This window comes from Streptomonospora salina (genome assembly GCF_014204715.1).
Taxonomy (GTDB): domain Bacteria; phylum Actinomycetota; class Actinomycetes; order Streptosporangiales; family Streptosporangiaceae; genus Streptomonospora; species Streptomonospora salina.
Genome location: NZ_JACHLY010000001.1, coordinates 1,698,844 through 1,719,421, shown reverse-complemented (window position 1 = coordinate 1,719,421; position 20,578 = coordinate 1,698,844). Strand labels below are relative to the sequence as shown.

Here is a 20,578-nt window from a genome sequence, read left to right as displayed (position 1 = left end):
CTAGACGCCAACCCTACCGATTCGCGAGGCCCGTGGGATTCCTGCGTCCGCGGCCGGCGGAGGAGGCGGGAGCGCCGTCCCCAGGCCGCGGGAAAGCGGGTGAATCGGGGCCGCCGCCGCCGATAGGCTGGTGGCATGTCGTCGAAACGCCACATCCTGACCGCGGTGGCCTGGCCTTACGCCAACGGCCCCCGCCATATCGGGCACGTATCCGGGTTCGGTGTCCCCTCCGACGTCTTCGCGCGCTTCCAGCGAATGTCCGGGCACGAGGTCCTGATGGTCAGCGGCACCGACGAGCACGGCACGCCCGTGCAGGTCCTGGCCGACCAGGAGGGCGTCGCCCCGCGCGAACTCGCCGACCGCTACAACCGCGTGATCGTCGAGGACCTCGTCGCGCTCGGGCTGTCCTACGACCTGTTCACGCGCACCACCACCGGCAACCACTACGCCGTCGCCCAAGAGCTGTTCACCGGGCTCTACGAGAACGGTTACATCTTCACCCACACCACCAAGGGCGCCATGTCGCCCTCCACCGGGCGCACCCTGCCCGACCGCTACATCGAGGGCACCTGCCCCATCTGCGGCTACGGCAGCGCGCGCGGCGACCAGTGCGACAACTGCGGCAACCAGCTCGACCCGATCGACCTGGTCGAGCCGCGCTCCAAGGTCGACGGCGAGACCCCCGAGTTCGTCGACACCGAGCACTTCATGCTCGACCTTCCGGCCTTCGCCGAGGTGCTGGGCGCGTGGCTGCAGTCCAAGAGCGGCCAGTGGCGCCCGAACGTCCTGAAGTTCTCGCTGAACCTGCTCGACGGCCTCCAGCCGCGGGCGGTCACCCGCGACCTCAACTGGGGTGTGCCGATCCCGCTGGAGAGCTGGCGCGACAACAGCAACAAGCGGCTGTACGTGTGGTTCGACGCGGTCATCGGATACCTGTCCGCGTCGGTGGAGTGGGCTCGGCGCACCGGCGACCCCGAGGCCTGGCGCCGCTGGTGGCAGGAGCCCGAGGCCGAGGGCTACTACTTCATGGGCAAGGACAACATCGTCTTCCACTCCGAGATCTGGCCGGCGATGCTCATGGGCTACAGCGGCCGGGGCGACCGCGGGGGCGATCCCGGGTCGCTGGGCGAGCTGAACCTGCCCACCGAGGTGGTCTCCAGCGAGTTCCTCACGATGGAGGGCCGCAAGTTCTCCTCGTCGCGGCGCGTGGCCGTCTACGTCCGCGACTTCCTGGAGCGCTACTCCGCCGACGCGCTGCGCTACTACATCATCGCGGCCGGGCCCGAGACCCAGGACACCGACTTCACCTGGGCCGAGTTCGTCCGCCGCAACAACGACGAACTGGTCGCCGCTTGGGGCAACCTGGTCAACCGGTCGATCTCCATGGCCGCCAAGTACCTCGGCGAGATCCCCGAGCCCGGCGGGTTCTCCGACGAGGACCGCCGCGTCCTGGCCGAGTCCGCCGCCGCCTTCGACGCGGTCGGCGACCACCTGAACCACTCCCGGTTCAAGGCGGGTCTGCAGGAGGCCATGCGCACCGTCGCCGAGGCCAACAAGTACATCTCCGAGCAGGCGCCCTGGGCGCTGCGCAAGACCGACCCCGACCGGATGCGCACCGTGCTGCACGTCGCCTTGCAGCTTGTCAGCGACGCCAAGACGCTGATGACGCCGTTCCTGCCGGAGTCCTCCAACAAGGTCCACGCCATGCTCGGCGGCACCGGCGTCTGGTCGGCGATGCCGCGCATCGACACCGCCGCCGACACCATCGGCAGCGACCCCGACATCAGCGATTACCCGGTCATCACCGGCGACTACGGCGACAGCGAGGCGGTGTGGGCGTCGGTGCCCGTCCGTGCGGGCACCGCGCTGTCGGCGCCGACGCCGCTGTTCACCAAGCTCGACCCCAGTGTGGCCGACGACGAGGTCGCCCGCCTGGAGCAGGAGGCCGCCGAGTAGCGTCCGGGGCGGCGGCGCCGCACGAGCGGCGCACGCGCCGGCGCGCACCGGGGGGATGCGAACGCGGCCGCGCCTCCGGGCCGGGCGGCCCGGCCCGGAGAGCGAGTACAGCGGACACCGGCGGGCCGCTCGGGCGGCGGCCCGCCGCACCCGTGTCCGCCCGCGGCCGGATGCCGGGCGGCGCGGCCCCCGGACCGCGCGGTCCCCCGCCGGTCGCACCGGCGGGACCGCACGGTCCGCGGACGAGCAAGCGATGGGAGAAGGCCCGATGGGCAAGCGAAGCGGTAGCGCCGTGCGCAACAGGAACGCGCAGACCCCGCCGGAACCGCCGGAGCCGCTGCGTGTGGCCGTCGGCGACAGCCACACGCACATGGACATGCAGACCCCCGAACCCGGCGCGATCATCGCCGCCGCCGAGGCGGTGGGCGTCACCCCGCTGATGCAGGTCGGCGTGGACGTCTCCTCCTCCCAGTGGGCGGCCCGGATCGCGGCCGAGCACCCGACCGTGTGGGCCGCGGCGGCCCTGCACCCCAACGAGGCGCCGCGCATCGTGCACGGCGACGGGGCGCCGGGCGTCGAGGCCGACGACACCGACTGGGCCGGCAAGGCCCGGCCCGCCCTCGGGCCGGCCGGCTTGGACGAGGCGCTGGCCGAGATCGACCGGCTGGCCGCATTGCCCCAGGTCCGCGCGATCGGTGAGACCGGCCTCGACTACTACCGCACCGGCCCCGAGGGAACGGCGACCCAGAAGGAGTCGTTCCGCCGGCACATCGCCGTGGCCAAGCGGCACGGCCGGGCGCTGATGATCCACGACCGCGACGCTCACGAGGACGTGCTGGGCGTCCTCGCCGAAGAAGGGGCGCCGGAGACCGTGGTGTTCCACTGCTTCTCCGGCGACGCCGAGATGGCCAAAGTCTGTGCCGACAACGGCTACTTCATGAGCTTCGCCGGAAACGTGACCTTCGCCAGCGCCGACGAGCTGCGTGAAGCCGCCGCACTCGCTCCGCCCGAACTCGTGCTGGTCGAGACCGACGCCCCGTTCCTGACCCCCAAGCCCTACCGGGGGCGGCCCAACGCGCCCTACCTGGTGCCCCACACCCTGCGCGCACTGGCCGAAACCAAGGGCATGGCCGAGGACGAGCTGGCCGAAGCCGTCGCCGCCAACGGCCGCCGCGCCTTCGCCCTCGACTGACCCGGTGAGCGGCGCGCCCCGCGCCTCCTCCGCCGGGCCCGCCCCGGGATCCCCGGGGCGGGCGCCCCACCGGTGTCGGCGCTTGCCGCCCCGGTATGCGGACCCGGGCCGACCGGCGGCTCCGTCAGGAAGCGCCGGCGTCCAAACCCCAGGCGGCCAGAGTCTCCGCCAAGGAGGGTTCGGGGAAGTCGGGGTCGCGGGTGGCGCGGCCCGGGGTGCGGTCGAAGCGGGGAGCGGGCCCCGGGTAGAGGCGGCCGTCCTTGCGCACCACCGACCCCCGGGCCTGCACGTGCGGATGGTCGGGAGCTTCGGCCATCGACAGGATCGGCTGCACGCAGGCCTCCGTGCCGCCGAAGATCTCCGCCCATGCGTCGCGGGTACGGGTGGCCAGCACCGCGGCGAAGCGCTCGCGCAGCACCGGCCAGTTCTCCTCGTCCCACTGGTCGGGCAGGTCGGCGCCGGACAGTCCCAGCCCGTCCAGGAAGGCGGCGTAGAACTGCGGTTCGATGCAGCCCACGGAGACGTGGCGGCCGTCGGAGCACTCGTAGACGTCGTACCAGGGGGCGCCGGTGTCGAGGTAGTTGGTGCCGCGTTCGTCGGACCACGCGCCGCGCTCCCGGTCCTCGTAGACCATCGACATCAGCAGCGCACTGCCGTCGACCATGGCGGCGTCGACCACCTGGCCGCGGCCCGAGGTCTGGCGCTCGACCAGTGCGCCGAGGATCCCGGTGACCACGAACATGGTGCCGCCGCCGAAGTCGCCGAGCAGGTTCACGGGCGGCACGGGCGGGCCTTCGCGGCGGCCGACACTGTGCAGCGCCCCGTTGAGCGAGATGTAGTTCATGTCGTGCCCGGCGACCGGCGACAGCGGGCCGTCCTGGCCCCATCCGGTCATGCGTGCGTAGACCAGCCGCGGGTTCAGGTCCAGGCAGGTGTCGGGGCCCAGTCCGCGGCGCTCCATGACCCCGGGGCGGAAGCCCTCCAGCACCACGTCGGCCGCCTCGACGAGCTCGCGCGCGGCGGACCGGCCCTCCTCGGACTTCAGGTCCGCGCCCATCACCGGCCGCCCGGCGCTCATGTGCGGGCGCGATCCCTGGGCGGCGGCCTCCGCGGCGGCGGGCCGGTCCAGCCGGATCACCGAGGCGCCGAGGTCGGCGAGCAGCATGGCGGCCATCGGCCCGGGGCCGATCCCGGCGAATTCCACGACGCGGATTCCGTGCAGCGGACCCATGGGCACCTTCCCGGGTTTCGGACATGACGCGAACGTCGTTCGGTTTCACGGTCCATTCTGTCCGGCCGCTCGCTCCGGGCGCCACCGGCCCGACGGCTGCAGGGCGGCGCAGCCGGCCCGCCCCGCCGGTCGGAGGCAGGGATTCGGCCCTGCCGGGCTCCGGTTCCGGACAGGGGGGTGTCCGGTCGGCGGCGCTCGGGGCGAGTAGTGGGACCGCCGCATGTGCGGCTCTCCGGGTCCGGGGGATCGGCCGACCGGCTCCCCGGCCCCCGGTCGTGGCGGCCCCGACCTCGGGATTCGGTCGACACCAATGCGGGCCTGAAGCTGTGTGATACTTTCTCGTGCAGCCCGTGGTCGGCCGAGGCGCCCCTGCCCCCGACCCGCTGTGAGCCGTGCGCCGGGGACCTCCCGCTCCTCCGGCCCGCTCGCATCCTGCAGGCCCACTCTCCCGTCCGTGCGCGATCGCGAAGGTCGAGACCAACGTGCGTATTTCGTCGAATCGCCGTTCCCACCGCGGCAGCCGCAGGGCATCGAGCAAGCCGGGCGCGCCCGGTCGGCGCGGAGCCCGCGAAAGCGGTAACGCCGGTCCCGAAACCGCCGCATCCCCCGCCGCAGGTGCGCCCGCGGGCGACTCCGGCGACGGGTACGGCGCCATGCCCGGCGCGTCCGCAGCGCCCTCCGGCGGCCAGAGGACGCACGGCGGACGCGGCGGGCGCCTCCGCCGGTTCTCGTTCCCCCGCCTGCGGCTGCCGCGCTCGCGCGGTGCGGTGGTCGGTGCGGCCGCCGCGGTGCTGCTCCTGGTCGGCGGCGGTACCGCGTTCGCGATGGACCAGCGCATCACGCTCAGCGTCGACGGCGAGCGCAGCACCGTGCACACCTACGGCGCGACCGTGCAGGACGTGCTCGATTCGGCGGGAGTCGCGCTGGGTGAGCACGACGCCGTCGCCCCGTCGCTGGACACCGAGCTGGGCCAGGGCGACAGCGTGCTGGTGCGCTCCGGGCGCGAACTGACCCTGACCGTCGACGACGAGTCCACGACGCACTGGGTCACCGCGCTGACCGTGGAGGAAGCGCTGCACCAGGTCGGCCGGAACCCCGACTCGCTGCAGCTGTCGGTCGACCCCGACGAAGCGGTCCCCGAGGCCGGGCTGGAGGTCGAAGCCGCGGCCGCACGCCGGGTCGTCGTCCTGCGCGACCGCGTCCGCATCGAGACCGCCACCACCGCCGGCACCGTCGCCGAGGTCCTTGAGGACAACGGCATCACCGTGGGCGAGCACGACACCGTCGAGCCCGAGCCGGGCACCGAACCCACCGACGGAATGGTCGTCGACGTCACCCAGCTGCTCACCGAGCCCCAGACCGAAGAGGTCCCGATCGAGGCCGAGGTCGAGGAGCGGGAGAACCCCGACCTGCCCGAGGGCGAAGAAGAAGTGGTGCAGGAGCCCGAGGACGGCGTCAAGAAGGTCACCACCGCCACGATCATGGAGGAGGGCGTCGAGACCGAGCACGTCCTCGAGGAGAAGGTCGTCGAGGAGCCGGTCGAGGGCATCACGGAGATCGGCACGAAGGAGCCCGAGCCCGTGGGCGACTCCTCCGCCGAAGCCTCCAGCCTCAACTGGTCCGGGCTGGCCGAGTGCGAATCGGGCGGCGACCCCACCGCGGTCAACTCGGCCGGGGGCTACTACGGGCTCTACCAGTTCTCCATGGCCACCTGGCAGTCCGCCGGCGGTTCCGGAAGCCCGGCCGAAGCCAGCGCCAGTGAGCAGACCATGCGGGCCCAGAAGCTCTACGACATGGTCGACGGCAACTGGCAGAGCCAGTGGCCCGAATGCGGCGTGCACCTGTTCGACTAGGCAGAGGCGGGGTGCGCCCCATCGGGCGCACCCGATCGGCGGATCCCGGAGGGGGTGGCGCGCCGTGTTCCGCGGAACCGTGGCCGCCCGCGCCGCGAGGCGACGGCTCAGGACACGCGTGTACCCGTATCCTGAACGGCTTCCTACGCCGGGTCGCACCCCGGCGCACCCCGCCCCTTCGGAAATCACACCGGGGCCGGTGACCCGCGTGATAGCCGCGATCGCTCCGGACCGTCGTGGGCGTCTGGTGGACTGGGGCGGGTGAGGACCTCCCCGTACCGCCTGGTGCGGCGCGTGCATGCCGAAACGCCGCCGCCGATCCTGGACGAGAACCAGCGCCGAGTCGTCTCCCACGCGGGCGGCCCGCTGCTCGTGCTGGCCGGACCGGGTACGGGAAAGACCACCACCATCGTCGAGGCCGTGGTCGACCGCATCGACAACCGCGGCGTCGACCCCGCCCGGATCCTCGTGCTCACCTTCAGCCGGAAAGCCGCCCAGGAACTGCGCGAACGCATCACCGCGCGCCTGCGCCGCACCACGCGCGAGCCGCTGGCGCTGACGTTCCACAGCTACGCGTACGCGCTGATCCGGCGCGAGTTCGGGCGCCTGGGCGACCACCCGCCACGGCTGCTCTCCGGGCCGGAGCAGCTCATGGAGGTCCGCGAACTGCTCGCCGGCGAAGCCGCCGACGGCGCCGACATGTGGCCCGAGCGGCTGCGGCCCGCCTTGCACACCCGCGGGTTCGCCGAAGAGCTGCGCGACTTCCTGATGCGCGCCCAGGAGCGCGGCATCGACTCCGCCGACCTGGACCGCCTCGGCCGCGAGCACCGGCGCGACGACTGGGTCGCCGTCGGCGACTTCCTGGACCGCTACACCGGCCGCTTCGACGTGGCGCCGGCGCCGACCTTCAACTACGCCGAACTCGTACGCGTAGCGGCCAACCTGCTCGACGACCCCGAGGTCCAGGCGCGCGAGCGCGCCGCCCGCGAGGTCGTCTTCGTCGACGAATACCAGGACACCGACCCCGCCCAGGAGGAGCTGCTGCACGCCCTCGCCGGCGAGGGCCGCGACCTCGTGGCGGTCGGCGACCCCGACCAGTCCGTCTACGGCTTCCGCGGCGCCGACGTGCGCAACATCCTGGAGTTCCCGCAGCGCTTCCCCGGGTTCGGCGGCGGCCCCGCGCCCGTGGTGGCGCTGCGCACCTGCCGGCGCAGCGGCAGCGGCCTGCTCGACGCCTCGCGCGGGGTGGCCCGCCGGCTGCCCGCCGCGCCCGCGGCCGGCGGCGGATCGGTGAACGCCCACCGGGCGCTGGTGCCCGCCGACTCCGCGCCCGAGGGCACGGCGCAGGTGCTGATGGCCGAAAGCACCGCACAGGAGGCAGCCGTCGTCGCCGACGTCCTGCGCCGCGCCCACTTGATCGACGGTGTGGCGTGGTCGCAGATGGCGGTTCTGGTGCGTTCGGCCTCCCGGCAGATGCCGACGCTGCGCCGCGCGTTGTCGGCCGCCGGCGTACCCGTGGCGGTGGGCGGAGACGAGATGCCGCTGGCCGTGGAACCGGTCGTGCGTGCGATGCTGCTGCTCCTCCGCTGCGCACTGCGGCCCGCGACCATCGACGAAGCCGCCGCGCACGACCTGCTCACCAGCCAGTTCGGCGAGGCCGACACCGTCCGGCTGCGCCGCCTCGCCCGCGCGCTGCGCCGCCTGGACCTGGACTATCGCGCCGCCCGCCGCCGCTCCGGCGAGGACGACGCGGGGGACGACGAGGCCGCCGGCTCCGCCCAGGCCACCGAGGCGGCCGAGGCGGCCGACGCGGCTTCCCCCGATCCCTCCGACGAGGCGCCGCACGGCCATGCGCGCGGCAACCGCCCCTCCTCCGCGCTGATCGCCGACGCACTGCGCGACCCGCGCGAACTGACCCTGGTCGACCCCGACGTCGCCGCCCCGGCCCAGCGCATCGCCGGCTACCTGCGGCTGATCCGCGACCGCGCCGCGGGCGGAGGCTCGGCCGAGGACGTGCTGTGGGAGATCTGGCAGGCCAGCGGCCTGTCCGACCGTCTGCTGCGCGCGAGCCAGGCCGGCGGGCGGCGCGGCGCCGCGGCCGACCGCGACCTCGACGCCGTCGTCGCCCTGTTCGAGAGCGCCGCGCGCTACTGCGACCGGTTGCCGCCCGGACTGCCGCTGGGTTTCCTGGAGGACCTCGAAGCCCAGGAGATCCCGGCCGACAGCCTCGCCGAACGCGCGCCCGAAGGCGAGGCCGTACGCATCCTCACCGCGCACCGCGCCAAAGGGCTGGAGTGGGAGCTGACCGTGGTCGCCGGGGTCCAGGAGGGCGACTGGCCCGATCTGCGGCTGCGCGGGTCGCTGCTGGGCGTCGAGCAGCTCGTGGACTCCGCCGCCGGCTTCGGTGCCTCCGCCGCCGAGGACGGTCCCGCCGCGACGGGTGCCGCCGGCGCGGCCGCCGCATCGAAGCTGCTCGACGAGGAGCGGCGGCTGTTCTACGTGGCCTGCACCCGCGCTCGCCGCACCCTGGTCGTCACGGCGGTGGGCGGCGACGACACCGAGGAGCGCCCGTCGCGCTTCCTCGCCGAACTCGGCCTCGGCGAGCCCGAGCGCGTCAGCACCGGGCGCCGCTGGCTGTCGCTGCCTGCACTGGTGGCCGACCTGCGCTCGGTGGTCACCGACCCCCAGCGCTCCGAACCGGTGCGCCGCGCCTCGGCCGCCCACCTCGCGCGCCTCGCCGACGAAGGCGTGCGCGGCGCCGACCCCGCCGAGTGGTACGCCCTCACGCCCGTCTCCGACGACCGCCCCCTGGTCGAGGACACCGACGACGGCGGCATCCGCGTATCGCCCTCCCAGGTCGAACGGTTCACCACCTGCGAGCTGCGCTGGCTCTTGGAGAACGCCGCCGGCGCCTCCTCGATGGAGGTCACCTCCGCGCTGGGGAGTATCGTGCACGCCGTCGCCGTACTCGTCGCCGACGGCGCGGGGATGGAGGACATCCGGCGCCGCATGGACGACATCTGGTCCGAACTGGACTTCGGCGGCCCGTGGTTCGCCGGCAAGGAGCGCGAGCGCGCCGACGAGATGGTGCGCAAGCTCATCGCCTGGCACGAGTCCGGCGAGCGCGAACTCGTGGTGACCGAGGAGGGGTTCAAGGTCGACATCGGGGGCATCGAGATCACCGGGCGCGTCGACCGGCTGGAGAAAGACGACCAGGGCCGCGCCGTGGTCGTCGACGTCAAGACCGGAAACAGCAAACCCAAGGACACCGACCTTGCGCGCCACCCGCAACTGGGCGTCTACCAGCTGGCGGTGCTCAAGTCGGCCTTCTCCCAGCTCGGGCTGGCCGAGCCCGGCGGGGCCGAACTGGTCCAGGTCGGAACCCGGGCCGCCTACACGCACCGGGCCCGCACCCAGGCGCAGGCCCCGCTCGGCGAGGACCCCGACCCGCAGTGGTCGCAGGACCTGGTGCGCGGCGTGGCCGAGGGGATGTCGGGGGCACGCTTCCAGGCGATGCGCAACGAGTTCTGCGACTCCTGCGCCGTGCGCTCCAGCTGCCCCGCGCACGACGAGGGGAAGCGCGTGTGAGCCCCGCGGAGCACCGGACCGAGCAGACGGGTTCCGGGGCGGCCGAGGGCGCACGGCGCCGGTTGAGCCCCGCCGAACTCGCGCGCCTGCTGGGCCGGCCCGAGCCCACCTCCGAGCAGGCCGACGTCATCGCGGCCCCGCTAGAGCCCGGGGTGGTCGTCGCCGGAGCCGGATCCGGCAAGAGCGAGACCATGGCCGGGCGGGTCGTGTGGCTGGTGGCCAACGGACTCGTGCGCCCCGAGCACGTGCTGGGCCTGACCTTCACCCGCAAGGCCGCCGCCGAGCTGGCCGAACGCGTACGCAAGCGGCTGGACCAACTGCGCGAGACCGAGCAGGTGCCCGAGGAGCTCCTCGACGGCGACCCCGCCGTGTCCACCTACAACTCCTACGCCGCCCGCCTGGTCGGCGACCACGCCCTGCGCGAGGCGGTCGAGCCGTCGGTGCGGCTTCTCAGCGAAGGCCAGTCCTACCAGCTCGCCGCGCGCATCGTGGCCGACTACGACGGCCCCATGGACGCCGTCACCGTCGGCCCGCGCGAGGTCACCGACCGGATGCTGGAGCTGGCCGGTGAACTCTCCGACCACCTGCGCACCCCCGACGACGTGCGCGGTATCGGAGCCTGGATCGCCGACCGCGTCGCCGCCCTGCCGCGCCGACCGCTCGCCCCCACCCGCGACCTCGCCGAGGTCCAGCGCCGCCGCGAGCAGCTGCTGCCGCTGGTCGAGCGCTACATCGCCGCCAAGAACGACCGCGAAGTCGTGGACTACGGCGACCAGGTGGCGCTGGCGGCGCGCATCGCGGTGCGCCACGCGGAGGTCGGGCTGATCGAGCAGAGCCGGTTCCGGGTGGTGCTGCTGGACGAGTACCAGGACACCAGCCATGCGCAGCTCCTGCTGCTGCGGGCGCTGTTCGGTGCCGGCCACCCCGTCACCGCGGTCGGCGACCCCTGCCAGTCCATCTACGGCTGGCGCGGCGCCAGCGCCGGCAACCTCATCGGTTTCCCCACCGATTTCCCCGCGGCGCCGGGGCGTCCGGCACCGGTGCGCAAGCTCGCCACGAGCTTCCGCAACGGCGAGCGGGTGCTGGAAGCGGCCCGGCGCATCTCCGAACCGCTGCGCGCCGAAAGCGGATACGTGCCCGTGCTGTACCCGGGAGCGGCGCGTCGCGGACGCGGCGCGGTCGCGTGCGGCCTGTTCGCCACCGAAACCGAGGAGGCGCGCTGGATCGCCGACGCGGTGGGGGAGCGGACCGGCCGGCCCGCCCGGATCGCCCCCGACGGGGAGGAATGGCCGCCCGGTGAGGGCGGCAACGGGCTGAGCTACGGCGACGTGGCGGTGCTGTGCCGCAAACGCTCCCAGTTCCCGGTGCTGCGCGAGGCGCTGGAAGAGCGCGGCATCCCCGTCGAAGTGGTCGGGCTCGGCGGACTCATGACGGTTCCGGAAGTCCGCGACGTCATCGCCACGCTGCGGGTGCTGCACGACCCCACCGCCGGCAACGAGCTCGCGCGGCTGCTGACGGGACCGCGCTGGCGCCTGGGCCCCCGCGACCTGGTGGCGCTGGGCGGGCGCGCCGCCGAGCTCGCCAAAGAAACGCGCCGGGACCTGGCGGCGTCCGCGCAGGAGCCCGCCGACGACGATGCCGAGGACCTGCTGCGCCGCACGGTGCTCGACCTGACCGCTGAGAGCGGCAGCCTCGTCGACGCCCTGGACGACCCCGGGGAGCCCGAGCGCTACTCCGATACCGGCTACCGGCGGTTGGACGCCCTCGGCGCGGAGATGCGCACGCTGCGCCGCATGGCCGCCCAGCCGCTGCCCGACCTGATCGGCGAGGTCGAGCGCACCCTGGGGCTGGACATCGAGGTGGCGGCGCGGCCCGGGCGCGACCCGGTCGCCGCCCGCGCCGACCTGGACGCGTTCCTGGACGCCGCGGTGCGGTTCGTCGGAAACAGCGAGGATCCCACGCTCGGCACGTTCCTCTCCTACCTGCGCTCGGCCGAGGACGCCGAGAAAGGCCTCGAACCGGGTGAGCGGGTCGGCGGAAGCGACACGGTCAAGCTGATGACGGTGCACGCGGCCAAGGGCCTGCAGTGGCCGCTGGTGGCGGTCCCGGGCCTGTGCGGCGGCACCGCGTCGCCGGTGTTCCCCACCAAGCCGCGCGACGCCGGCAGCTGGGCGCGCAAGGAGCAGAAGCTCCCGTTTCCGCTGCGCGGCGACGCGCACGGGCTGCCCAAGCTCGCCGACGTGGACAAGGACAGCATCGAGGCGTTCGTCTCCGCCGATCGCGACCGGCACCGCATGGAGGAGCGTCGGCTGGCCTACGTCGCCGTGACCCGCGCGTCGTTCGGGCTGCTGTGCTCGGGGCACTGGTGGGGCCATGCGAGCTCGGGCAAGCGCGGGCCGTCGGAGTTTCTGGAGGAGATCCGCGAATCCTGCGAGGACGGCTCCGGGAAGGTGGCGGCCTGGGCGCCCCCGCCGGAGGAGGGCGAGTCCAACCCGCAGACGGTCGAGGCGGAGCCGGTCGCATGGCCGCAGTCGCCCGAGGAGGAGAGCGGGGCGGCGGCACAGCGCCACCGCGGCATCGTGGAGGGCGCCGAGCTGGTGGCCCGGGCGCGGGGCCGCGCGGAGGAGGAGGCCGCCGCGTCGGCCGCCGAGCCGGCACCGGACGCGCAGCCGCCGGCGGCGTATGCGCAGCAGGGGGAGGAGCCGCAGGGCGAGACCGTCGGTCGGCGGTGGCTCGCCACGCTCGACCGCGCCCGGATGCCCGAGCGCATGCGGCGCCGCCTGGACGGCTGGAGCCGCGACACCGACCTGCTGCTGGCCCATCGCGACGCGGTGCCCGCCGACACCGGCGGCACGATCCCCGTCGAGCTGCCCGCCCACCTCTCGGTGTCCTCCCTGGTGTCGCTGGCCCGCGACCCGTCCGCGCTGGCACGCCGGATCCGCCGCCCGCTGCCGCGGCCGCCCGCGCCGCACACCCGCCGCGGCACGGCGTTCCACGCCTGGCTGGAACAGCGCTTCGGCCAGCAGAGCCTGCTGGGTCCGGGCGAACTCCCCGGCGCCGCCGACGACGGCGCCGGTGCCGACGAGGACCTGGCCGAGCTGCAGCGCCGCTTCGAGGAGGGCGAGTGGGGCGGTCGCACTCCGCTGGACGTCGAAGTCCCCTTCGAGACGATCATCGGCGACCGCCTGGTGCGCGGGCGGATGGACGCGGTCTTCCACGACGCGGACAGCGGCACCTACGACGTCGTCGACTGGAAGACCGGCGGCCCGCCCCAGACGGCGGACGAGCGCCGAGCGGTCGCCGTGCAGGTGGCGGCCTACCGCATCGCCTGGGCGGAACTGGCCGGCGTCCCCCTCGACGACGTGCGCGCCGCCTTCCACTACGTCCGGGCGCAGGAGACCGTCCGCCCGGCCGACCTCCTCGACGCCGCCGGATTGGCGGCTCTGCTGGAGAACCTGCCGCAGGCGTGACGGCGGTTGCCCGCGAGCGGACCGGGGAAGCGGGTCCGGGGCGGAGCGGTGTCGTAGGCCGCATCCATCGTGTGGGGTGCGGCGACCGACGAATGCCGCCGCGTGCCCCGGTCTGCACCTGGAAGGCCGGATCGATGCCGAGGAGCCCCACGATGACCGAACCGACGACCCGTGAGCCCGAGACCCGCACGCTGGAGGCCCCCGGAGCGACCATCCACTACGACGTGCGGGGCGATCCGTCCGAAGCCGCCGCCGAGGCGCCCACGCTGATGCTGGTCGGATCCCCGATGGGCGCGAGCGGCTTCACGACGCTGGCGGGCTACTTCGGCGACCGCCCCGTGGTGACCTACGACCCGCGCAGTGCCGGGCGCAGCACCCGCACCGACGGGGCGGCGGAGACCACACCCGAGGAGCACGCCGAGGACCTGCGGCTGGTGATCGAGGCGCTCGGGGTCGACCGGGTGGACCTGTTCGGCAGCAGCGGCGGGGCGGTCAACAGCCTCGCCCTGGTGGCCGAGCACCCCGAGCGGGTGCGGACCCTGGTCGCCCACGAGCCGCCGCTGGCCGAGGTCCTGCCGGACCGCGAGCAGATCGTGGCCGCCTGCGAGGACATCAGCCGGACCTACCGGACCAGCGGGTTCGGCCCGGCGATGGCCACGTTCATCTCCCTGGCCCAACTCGACGGGCCGGTTCCCGACGGCTTCGCCGGGACGCCGGTAGACCCGGCGCGGTACGGACTGCCCACCGAGGACGACGGTTCCCGCGACGACCCGCTGGTCGGCCACAACATCCGCACCTGCTGCTCCTACCGGCTCGACTACGATGCCGTGGCCGCCGCTCCGACCCGGGCCGTCCTCGCGGTCGGGCGGGAGTCCGGGGGAGAGCTGTCCGCGCGCGGAGCGGTCGGCGTCGCCCAGCGGCTCGGCATCGAACCGACGATGTTCCCCAGCCATCACGCCGGCTACATGGCCGCCGAGGAATCCGGCATGGAAGGCGACCCCGAAGGGTTCGCCGCCGCGCTGCGGCGGGTGCTGTCGGACGCGTGAGTCGGGGCGGGGCCGGTTCGGAGGCGTCCGTGCCCGTGCTCACCGCGCGCCGGCAGCCCGGCCCTCGCCCGTGGCGACCGCCGCGGCGGCGGCCAGGGCCGCGCCGCCCGGGCGGTAGTACCGGGTGTGGCCGCTGACGTCTCCCGGGTCGAAGCGGGCGGCGCCGAACGCCGGATCCATCGGGTCCGCGCCGAGCCCCAGCGGGCCCAGACGCACACCGGGAACCCAGCGGATCCAGTCGCCGTCGGCACGTGCGGCCCACACCCGGGCGCGGATCGCGTCGCCGCCGGACACACCCATGCCCGGGCTGGCGAACGCGACCACGTCGTCGGCGACCCCCGCGCGGGTGGCGGCCAATCCGCACACCGCGGTGCCGTAGCTGTGGCAGGAGAGTGTCACGTGGGCGCCGGCGGGCAGTTCCTCGCGCGCGAAGCGGACCAGTGCCCGCGCCCCCTGCTGCGCTCGGCCGATCGTGGCGAGATCGGGGCCGTAGCCCTGGGGCGGAAAGTAGCCGAGCCAGGCCACGACCGCGGTGTCCCCCTCGGGCGCACGGCCGCGCATCGCGGCGTGCAGAGCCTCGCCGTTGGCGAGCGGAACCGTTCCCGGGCGGGCGCTGTTCGCGCGGAAGTTGTCCCGGTTCTGCCCCGAGCCGGGCACGACGACGGCGACGTGCTCGGCGCCGCCGAGGTCGCCCAGAACTTCGACCACGCGTCCGGTCCCCGAGGGGTCGTCGGCGAGCAGGCGGTGGCCGTCCACCGTCGTGCCGGCGTAGTCGAGCGGCTCCGGTGGCCGGGCTTGGGGCGCGGATTCGGGGCGTCCCCCGCAGGCCAGGAGCGCGGTGGCCATCAGCGCACTGAGCAGCAGGGCGGGGATCCGTCGTGTCATGGTCCGGACGCTAGAGACCGGGCTCTGGAGCGCGCGTCACCGCACGGAGCGAATCCGCCCCTGGCCCTTGAGGGGGATGCGGCAGCACCGGCGGCGGCCCGGTGGTCGGGCGTGCGGCGGGCCGCGCGCCCCCACCGGCCTTCGGCGCCGATCCAGCGCGCGGACTTCACCGCGCACCCCGCCGCACAGTCGTGAAATTCGCGCGCTAGCGAGTGGTACGGACCCGGCGAGCGGGCTAAACCAGGCCGTTCTCGTAGGCGAATACGACCGCCTGGGTGCGGTCGCGCAGCGAGAGCTTGGTGAGGATGCGCCCGACGTGGGTCTTCACGGTCTGCTCGGCGAGGAAGAGCTCCGCCGCGATCTCGCCGTTGGACAGCCCGCGTGCGATGTAGCGCAGCACGTCGGCTTCGCGCGGGGTCAGCGCGTCGACGCTGTCCGGGCGAGCGTGGACCTTCTCGCGGCGGCGCCGGGCGATGTCGGAGATCAGGCGCCGGGTGACCGAGGGCGCCAGCAGCGCCTCGCCTTCTGCCACCACCCGGACCGCGGAACGCAGGTCCTCCACCGGAGCGTCCTTGAGCAGGAAGCCGCTGGCGCCCGCGCCGAGGGCTTCGTAGACGTACTCGTCGAGGTCGAAGGTGGTCAGCATCAGCACCCGGGGGCCGTCCTCGCCGGTTTCGCCGACGATCTCGCGGGTGGCGGTGAGCCCGTTCATGCCGGGCATGCGCACGTCCATCACGACCACGTCGGGGCCGTGCTCGCGGGCCAGCGCCACGGCCTCGCTCCCGTCGGACGCCTGGGCGGCCACCGAGATGTCGCCGGCGGCGTCGAGCAGGGCGGCGATGCCGTCGCGGACCATGTCCTGGTCGTCGGCGACGATCACGGTGATGGGCACGGCGACCACCCTAATCCTGTGCGGTCTCGGAGGAGAGGGCGGCGGCGGGGCCGCCGCCGTCGACGGGGAGCTCGGCGACGACGTCGAAGCCGCCGCCCGCGGAGGGGGCCGCACGCAGCCGGCCGCCGAGCATGGCCACACGCTCGCGCATGCCCACGAGCCCGTGCCCGCCGGCGCCGAGCCCGGAGCCGGGCTCGCCCTCCGGCCGGACGCCGCCGGGGGAGCCCGGGCCGTCCGGGCCGGTGCCGGCGGCGGGCGGCCCGTTGGCCACCCGTACGGTGAGCATCCCGGGTGTGCGGTGCAGGGATACGGTGACCGCCGCTCCGGGCGCGTGCCGGCGCGCGTTGCTCAACGACTCCTGTGCGATCCGGTAGGCGGACAGGTCGACGGTGCCGGGCAGGCCCCGTGCCGCGGCGTGCGCCGCGGCCGCGCCGCCCTCCAGCGTGACGTCCGCCGCCGCCCGCTGCGCGCTCTCCACCAGCTCGGGAAGCTGCGCCAGCCCCGGCTGCGGCACCGCTTCGGGCGCCTCGTCCTCTTCGCGCAGCAGCCCGACGACGCGGCGCATCTCCGCGAGCGCGTCGCGGGAGGCGTCGCGGATGGTGGTGAAGGCGGCGGCGGGACCGGGGTCCAGATCGGGGAACTTGTAGGCGGCCGCGTCGGCCTGGACGGCGATCATGGACATGTGGTGGGACACCACGTCGTGGAGTTCGCGGGCGATGCGCGAACGCTCCTCCAGCACCTCCTGCCGGGCGCGGTCGCGGCGGCGCAGAGCGCTCTCCTGGGCCAGCCGCCGCTGCGCGGCCCGCCTGCTGCGCACGTTGTAGCCGAACAGCAGGACGGCGGCGGCGAGGACGGAGATCCAGACGGCCTGTCCGGGGTGGGTGCCCACGACCGGGAACGCGGCGGCGATGTCGGCGGCGACGGTGACGACCCCGACGCCGAGCGCGATGCGTCCGGGGTACGTCACGGCGACGACGTAGAGCACGACCGGCAGGGCCACCAGCGCGGCGACCGGCCACGGCCACAGTTGCGGCGCCGTCCCGGGGGCGCCTCCGGGCGCGGACGCGGTCGAGTCGGCGGCCGCCACGGCCACCAGCACGGCGACGAGCCCGGCCGCCACGATCCGCCAGGTCAGCAGCGGAGCGGACGGCAGCAGGGCGCACGGGAGGCCGATCACGAGCCCCAGCAGCACGGACGGCAGCACGGCGACGTGATGGAACTGGACCAGCTGCACGGCGACGAGAGCGGCGACGCCCCCGCCGATGCCCAGGAGCAGGAACCACGCCGTCACCTCGCGCGGCTGCACCGGCGGCAGCGGGCCGCCGTCCTCCGGGTCGGCGCTCGGATCGAGGCCGTCGGGGGCGTCGGCGGCGCTGGGCAGCACCATCCACAGCAGCAGGTAGACGAGGAAGCCCATCGGGAGGATCAGCGGGAACACCACGCGCAGAGCGATGGCCATGGGCTGCGACCCGCGCGCCAGCCCGACGCACACACCGGCGACGATGCGGCCCTCGGTCGGGCGGCGGGGCCCGTGGAACAGCCGCAGCGCCCCGCCCGGCCGGCTTCCGGGCGTGCGCCACAGCGCGTCGAGGACGGCACCGCCCACCAGGGCCGGACCGCTTGCCGCCGCGCCCGTATCGCTGCGCCGGGGACGGGAACCGCCCCCGGTCGACCGCTTCTCGCCCGACATCTCCCGCCCGCCGTCGCACCCGCAGTACCGAACCGCGCCGGACCCGCGGTCGCCGCGGGCCCCGATCACGCTCACCGCAACTCTAGGCCGCCGGCCCCCCTCGCGGACGTCCCGCGCAGGTCGCGTGCCGGAGTGGTCCTCAGGTATCGGCGAGCGGTGAGGACCCAGCGAACGCTTGCCGCAGGGGCCGCTAGGCTCGTGAGTGCGGTGATCCGCCGCGAACGCGGGCCACGGGATTCGAACGGAAGGAAGCGGTCGGGAATGGATGTGCGCCGGTACGTCGAGGAGCACCGGGACGAGTTCGTCGCGGCGCTCAAGGAGTGGGCGGCGATCCCCTCCGTATCCGCCGATCCCGGTCACCACGGGGACGTGCGGAAGTCGGCCGGGTGGCTGCGCGACCACCTCGCGGCGGCCGGGTTCCCCACCGTCGAGATCTGGGAAAGCGGCGGCATGCCCGCCGTTTTCGCCGAGTGGCCCGCCGCCGACCCCGGCGCGCCGACCGTGCTCGTCTACGGCCACCACGACGTGCAGCCGGCGCGGGTGGCCGACGGCTGGGACACCGAGCCGTTCGTCCCCGAGGAGCGCGGGGACCGGCTGATCGGCCGCGGGACCTCCGACGACAAGGGGCAGGTCCTCTTCCACGCGCTGGGTGTGCGCGCCGGCCTGGCGGCGTCCGGGGCGGACGCGCCGCCGGTCACGGTGCGCATGCTCGTCGAAGGCGAGGAAGAGTCGGGCTCCCCGAACTTCGCCGATCTGCTCGAACGCAACCGCGACCGTCTGGCCTGCGACGTCGTGGTGATCTCCGACACCACCATGTGGTCGGCCGACGTCCCGTCCATGTGTGTGGGCATGCGCGGGCTCACCGACTGCGAGATCGTCCTCACCGGGCCGGAGACCGACGTGCACAGCGGCTCTTTCGGCGGCGCGGTCCCCAACCCGGCCCGCGCCATGGCCGACCTGCTCTCCGCGCTGCACGACGGCGACGGCCGCGTCGCCGTCCCCGGGTTCTACGACGGCGTCGCCGAGATCAGCGCCGAGGAGCGCGACCTCATCGCCAGGCTGCCCTTCGACGAAGCCGAATGGCTGGCCACCGCCGGTAGCTCGGCGGCCTCCGGCGAGGCGGGCTACAGCACCCTGGAGCGTATCTGGGTGCGCCCGACCGCCGAGATCAACGGGATGTGGAGCGGGCACACCGGCGCGGGCACCAAGACCATCGTGCCCCACTCGGCCCACGCCAAGGTCAGCTTCCGGCTGGTCCCCGGACAGGAGCCCGCGCACGTGCAGGAGCGGGTCCGCGCCTTCGTCGCCGAGCGGGTCCCCGCGGGGTTGGGCGTTCGGGTGGAGTTCGGCGGCCCCGGCGTCCGCGCCTGCGCCTCCGACATCGCCTCGCCTGCCGTGCGGGCGGCGCGCTCGGCCATGGAGCGGGCGTTCGGCACCGAAGTGCTGTTCACCCGCGAGGGCGGCAGCGGCCCCGAAGCCGACATCGCCGACGTCCTCGGGGCGCCGCTGGTCTTCGTCGCGGTGGGACTGGACGACGACCGCATCCATGCGCCCAACGAGAAGGTCGAGATCCCCCTGCTGCTCAAGGGTGCCGAAAGCGCCGCTTACCTGTGGGAGCGGCTCGGCTCCCAGGGTCCGCCGGCCGGCTGAGCCCGCGCCGCGGACCGCCCGGCCCCGGCGCCGCCCCGACCCGAGCGTCCGCGGGCGGCGCCCCGGGGGTCGCCCCCTCCCACCGCCTGCCTACGATAAGAAGAACCGATGCTTTCCTCAGACGAGATCCCGGCGCTCTCCCGCGGGACGATCGATCCGGCCGGCCACCGGCGCGGCGACGACGCGTGGCTGGACAAGGCCTGGGCCGACCCCGACACCCGGGTGCTGGTCCTGCACGACGGCGATCCCGGCGCCGAGGACCACCGCAGCCGGATGGGCCGCCGCTCCCGCGCCCCGGTGTCCGACGGCCCCGAGGGCCCGCGCCTGGTGTTCTGCGCACCCGAGCAGGCGCCCGAAGGGGAGCGCTACCTGCTCGGCGCCGACGACTCCGGATGCGCCTACTTCGCGGTCCTGGCCGGTGCCGGCGCCCCGGCCCCCGAACCCCCCGGAGCCGAGCCCGCATCGCTGCGCGAGGTGGGCGCGCTGCTGGACGACCGCGACTCGGGCCTGTTCACCCGCGCCGTCGCGCTGGCCCACTGGAACGCGACGCACCGCTTCTGCCCGGCCTGCGGGGCGCCCGCCGCCCCGGCCGGGGCCGGCCATCTGCGGGTGTGCACACGCGAAGGCACGGAGAACTACCCGCGCACGGATCCGGCGGTGATCATGCTGGTGCACCGCGAGGTCGACGGCGTCGAGGAGTGCCTGCTGGGGCACAACCCGCGCTGGCCCGACGGGCGCTACTCCGTGCTCGCCGGGTTCGTCGAGCCGGGGGAGTCGTTGGAGCAGGCCGTGGTGCGCGAGGTCGCCGAAGAGGTCGGCGTGACCGTGACCGGCCCCCGCTACCAGGGATCGCAGCCCTGGCCGTTCCCGCGCAGCCTCATGCTGGGCTACACCGCCCGAGCCACGGGGCGGGCGGAGCGCACCGACGAGCAGGAGATCTCCCACGCCCGCTGGTTCAGCCGCCCGGCCCTGCGCCAGGCGGCGGAGTCGGGCGAGGTACTGCTGCCGGGGTCGGTCTCCATCGCCCGCAAACTCATCGAGCACTGGTACGGGGGCGAACTGCCCGGGGAGTGGTGAGTACCGGCATGAGCACCGGCCGGGCCGCGGCCGCTGCGGAGGCCGGTC

Annotated in this window: 12 protein-coding genes; 8 read left to right on the top strand and 4 right to left on the bottom strand. The window is 74.5% G+C overall.

Annotated elements, in window-relative coordinates:
• Positions 1-135 precede the first annotated feature (135 nt).
• Positions 136-1,956: a methionine--tRNA ligase gene (metG, locus tag HNR25_RS07615; protein WP_184633987.1), complete on the top strand. Its 1,821-nt coding sequence runs from the start codon at positions 136-138 to the stop codon at positions 1,954-1,956.
• 268 nt (positions 1,957-2,224) lie between these two features.
• Positions 2,225-3,148, top strand: a complete 924-nt coding sequence (locus HNR25_RS07610; RefSeq protein ID WP_184633986.1) for a TatD family hydrolase — start codon at positions 2,225-2,227, stop codon at positions 3,146-3,148.
• A gap of 124 nt (positions 3,149-3,272) precedes the next feature.
• Here the strand turns inward: HNR25_RS07610 and HNR25_RS07605 are convergent, their stop codons facing one another.
• Positions 3,273-4,379, bottom strand: a complete 1,107-nt coding sequence (locus HNR25_RS07605; RefSeq protein ID WP_184633985.1) for a CaiB/BaiF CoA transferase family protein — start codon at positions 4,377-4,379, stop codon at positions 3,273-3,275.
• 653 nt (positions 4,380-5,032) lie between these two features.
• Between HNR25_RS07605 and HNR25_RS07600 the strand changes: the two genes are divergently transcribed.
• The 4 genes from HNR25_RS07600 (at position 5,033) to HNR25_RS07585 (ending at position 14,336) form a co-directional block, all read left to right on the top strand.
• The gene (locus tag HNR25_RS07600) at positions 5,033-6,232 is read left to right on the top strand and encodes a resuscitation-promoting factor (protein WP_184633984.1); all 1,200 of its coding nucleotides are present in this window, start codon (positions 5,033-5,035) and stop codon (positions 6,230-6,232) included.
• 285 nt (positions 6,233-6,517) lie between these two features.
• Positions 6,518-9,820 carry an ATP-dependent helicase gene (locus HNR25_RS07595; protein ID WP_184638956.1) on the top strand — a complete coding sequence of 1,101 codons (3,303 nt, stop codon included), beginning with the start codon at positions 6,518-6,520 and terminating at the stop codon, positions 9,818-9,820.
• Complete coding sequence (locus HNR25_RS07590; RefSeq protein WP_184633983.1) at positions 9,817-13,290, top strand: ATP-dependent helicase; 3,474 nt, start codon at positions 9,817-9,819, stop codon at positions 13,288-13,290. The genes HNR25_RS07595 and HNR25_RS07590 overlap by 4 nt, the downstream gene beginning before the upstream one ends.
• 152 nt (positions 13,291-13,442) lie before the next feature.
• Positions 13,443-14,336 carry an alpha/beta fold hydrolase gene (locus tag HNR25_RS07585; RefSeq protein ID WP_184633982.1) on the top strand — a complete coding sequence of 298 codons (894 nt, stop codon included), beginning with the start codon at positions 13,443-13,445 and terminating at the stop codon, positions 14,334-14,336.
• Between the two features lie 39 nt (positions 14,337-14,375).
• Here the strand turns inward: HNR25_RS07585 and HNR25_RS07580 are convergent, their stop codons facing one another.
• The 3 genes from HNR25_RS07580 to HNR25_RS07570 all read right to left on the bottom strand — a co-directional run bounded on the left by HNR25_RS07580 (position 14,376) and on the right by HNR25_RS07570 (position 17,878).
• Entirely contained in the window at positions 14,376-15,221 is an 846-nt protein-coding gene (locus tag HNR25_RS07580; protein ID WP_184633981.1) for an alpha/beta hydrolase, read from the bottom strand.
• Positions 15,222-15,456: 235 nt separating this feature from the next.
• Entirely contained in the window at positions 15,457-16,113 is a 657-nt protein-coding gene (locus tag HNR25_RS07575) for a response regulator (protein WP_184633980.1), read from the bottom strand.
• A 10-nt stretch (positions 16,114-16,123) separates the two neighbouring features.
• Positions 16,124-17,878, bottom strand: coding sequence for an ATP-binding protein (locus HNR25_RS07570; RefSeq protein ID WP_184633979.1), 1,755 nt, complete (start codon positions 17,876-17,878; stop codon positions 16,124-16,126).
• Between the two features lie 186 nt (positions 17,879-18,064).
• Between HNR25_RS07570 and HNR25_RS07565 the strand changes: the two genes are divergently transcribed.
• Together HNR25_RS07565 and nudC are read left to right on the top strand one after the other, a co-directional pair.
• Positions 18,065-19,453: a dipeptidase gene (locus HNR25_RS07565; protein WP_184633978.1), complete on the top strand. Its 1,389-nt coding sequence runs from the start codon at positions 18,065-18,067 to the stop codon at positions 19,451-19,453.
• A gap of 108 nt (positions 19,454-19,561) precedes the next feature.
• Complete coding sequence (gene nudC / locus HNR25_RS07560) at positions 19,562-20,530, top strand: NAD(+) diphosphatase (RefSeq protein WP_184633977.1); 969 nt, start codon at positions 19,562-19,564, stop codon at positions 20,528-20,530.
• Positions 20,531-20,578 lie beyond the last annotated feature (48 nt).

Bases quoted from the DNA above. Each gene is read 5' to 3' on its own strand.
- metG (WP_184633987.1), top strand. From the start codon at position 136: ATGTCGTCGAAACGCCACATCCTGACCGCGGTGGCCTGGCCTTACGCC.
- HNR25_RS07565 (WP_184633978.1), top strand. From the start codon at position 18,065: ATGGATGTGCGCCGGTACGTCGAGGAGCACCGGGACGAGTTCGTCGCG.
- HNR25_RS07610 (WP_184633986.1), top strand. From the start codon at position 2,225: ATGGGCAAGCGAAGCGGTAGCGCCGTGCGCAACAGGAACGCGCAGACC.
- nudC (WP_184633977.1), top strand. From the start codon at position 19,562: ATGCTTTCCTCAGACGAGATCCCGGCGCTCTCCCGCGGGACGATCGAT.
- HNR25_RS07605 (WP_184633985.1), bottom strand. From the start codon at position 4,379: ATGGGTCCGCTGCACGGAATCCGCGTCGTGGAATTCGCCGGGATCGGC.
- HNR25_RS07585 (WP_184633982.1), top strand. From the start codon at position 13,443: ATGACCGAACCGACGACCCGTGAGCCCGAGACCCGCACGCTGGAGGCC.
- HNR25_RS07580 (WP_184633981.1), bottom strand. From the start codon at position 15,221: ATGACACGACGGATCCCCGCCCTGCTGCTCAGTGCGCTGATGGCCACC.
- HNR25_RS07600 (WP_184633984.1), top strand. From the start codon at position 5,033: ATGCCCGGCGCGTCCGCAGCGCCCTCCGGCGGCCAGAGGACGCACGGC.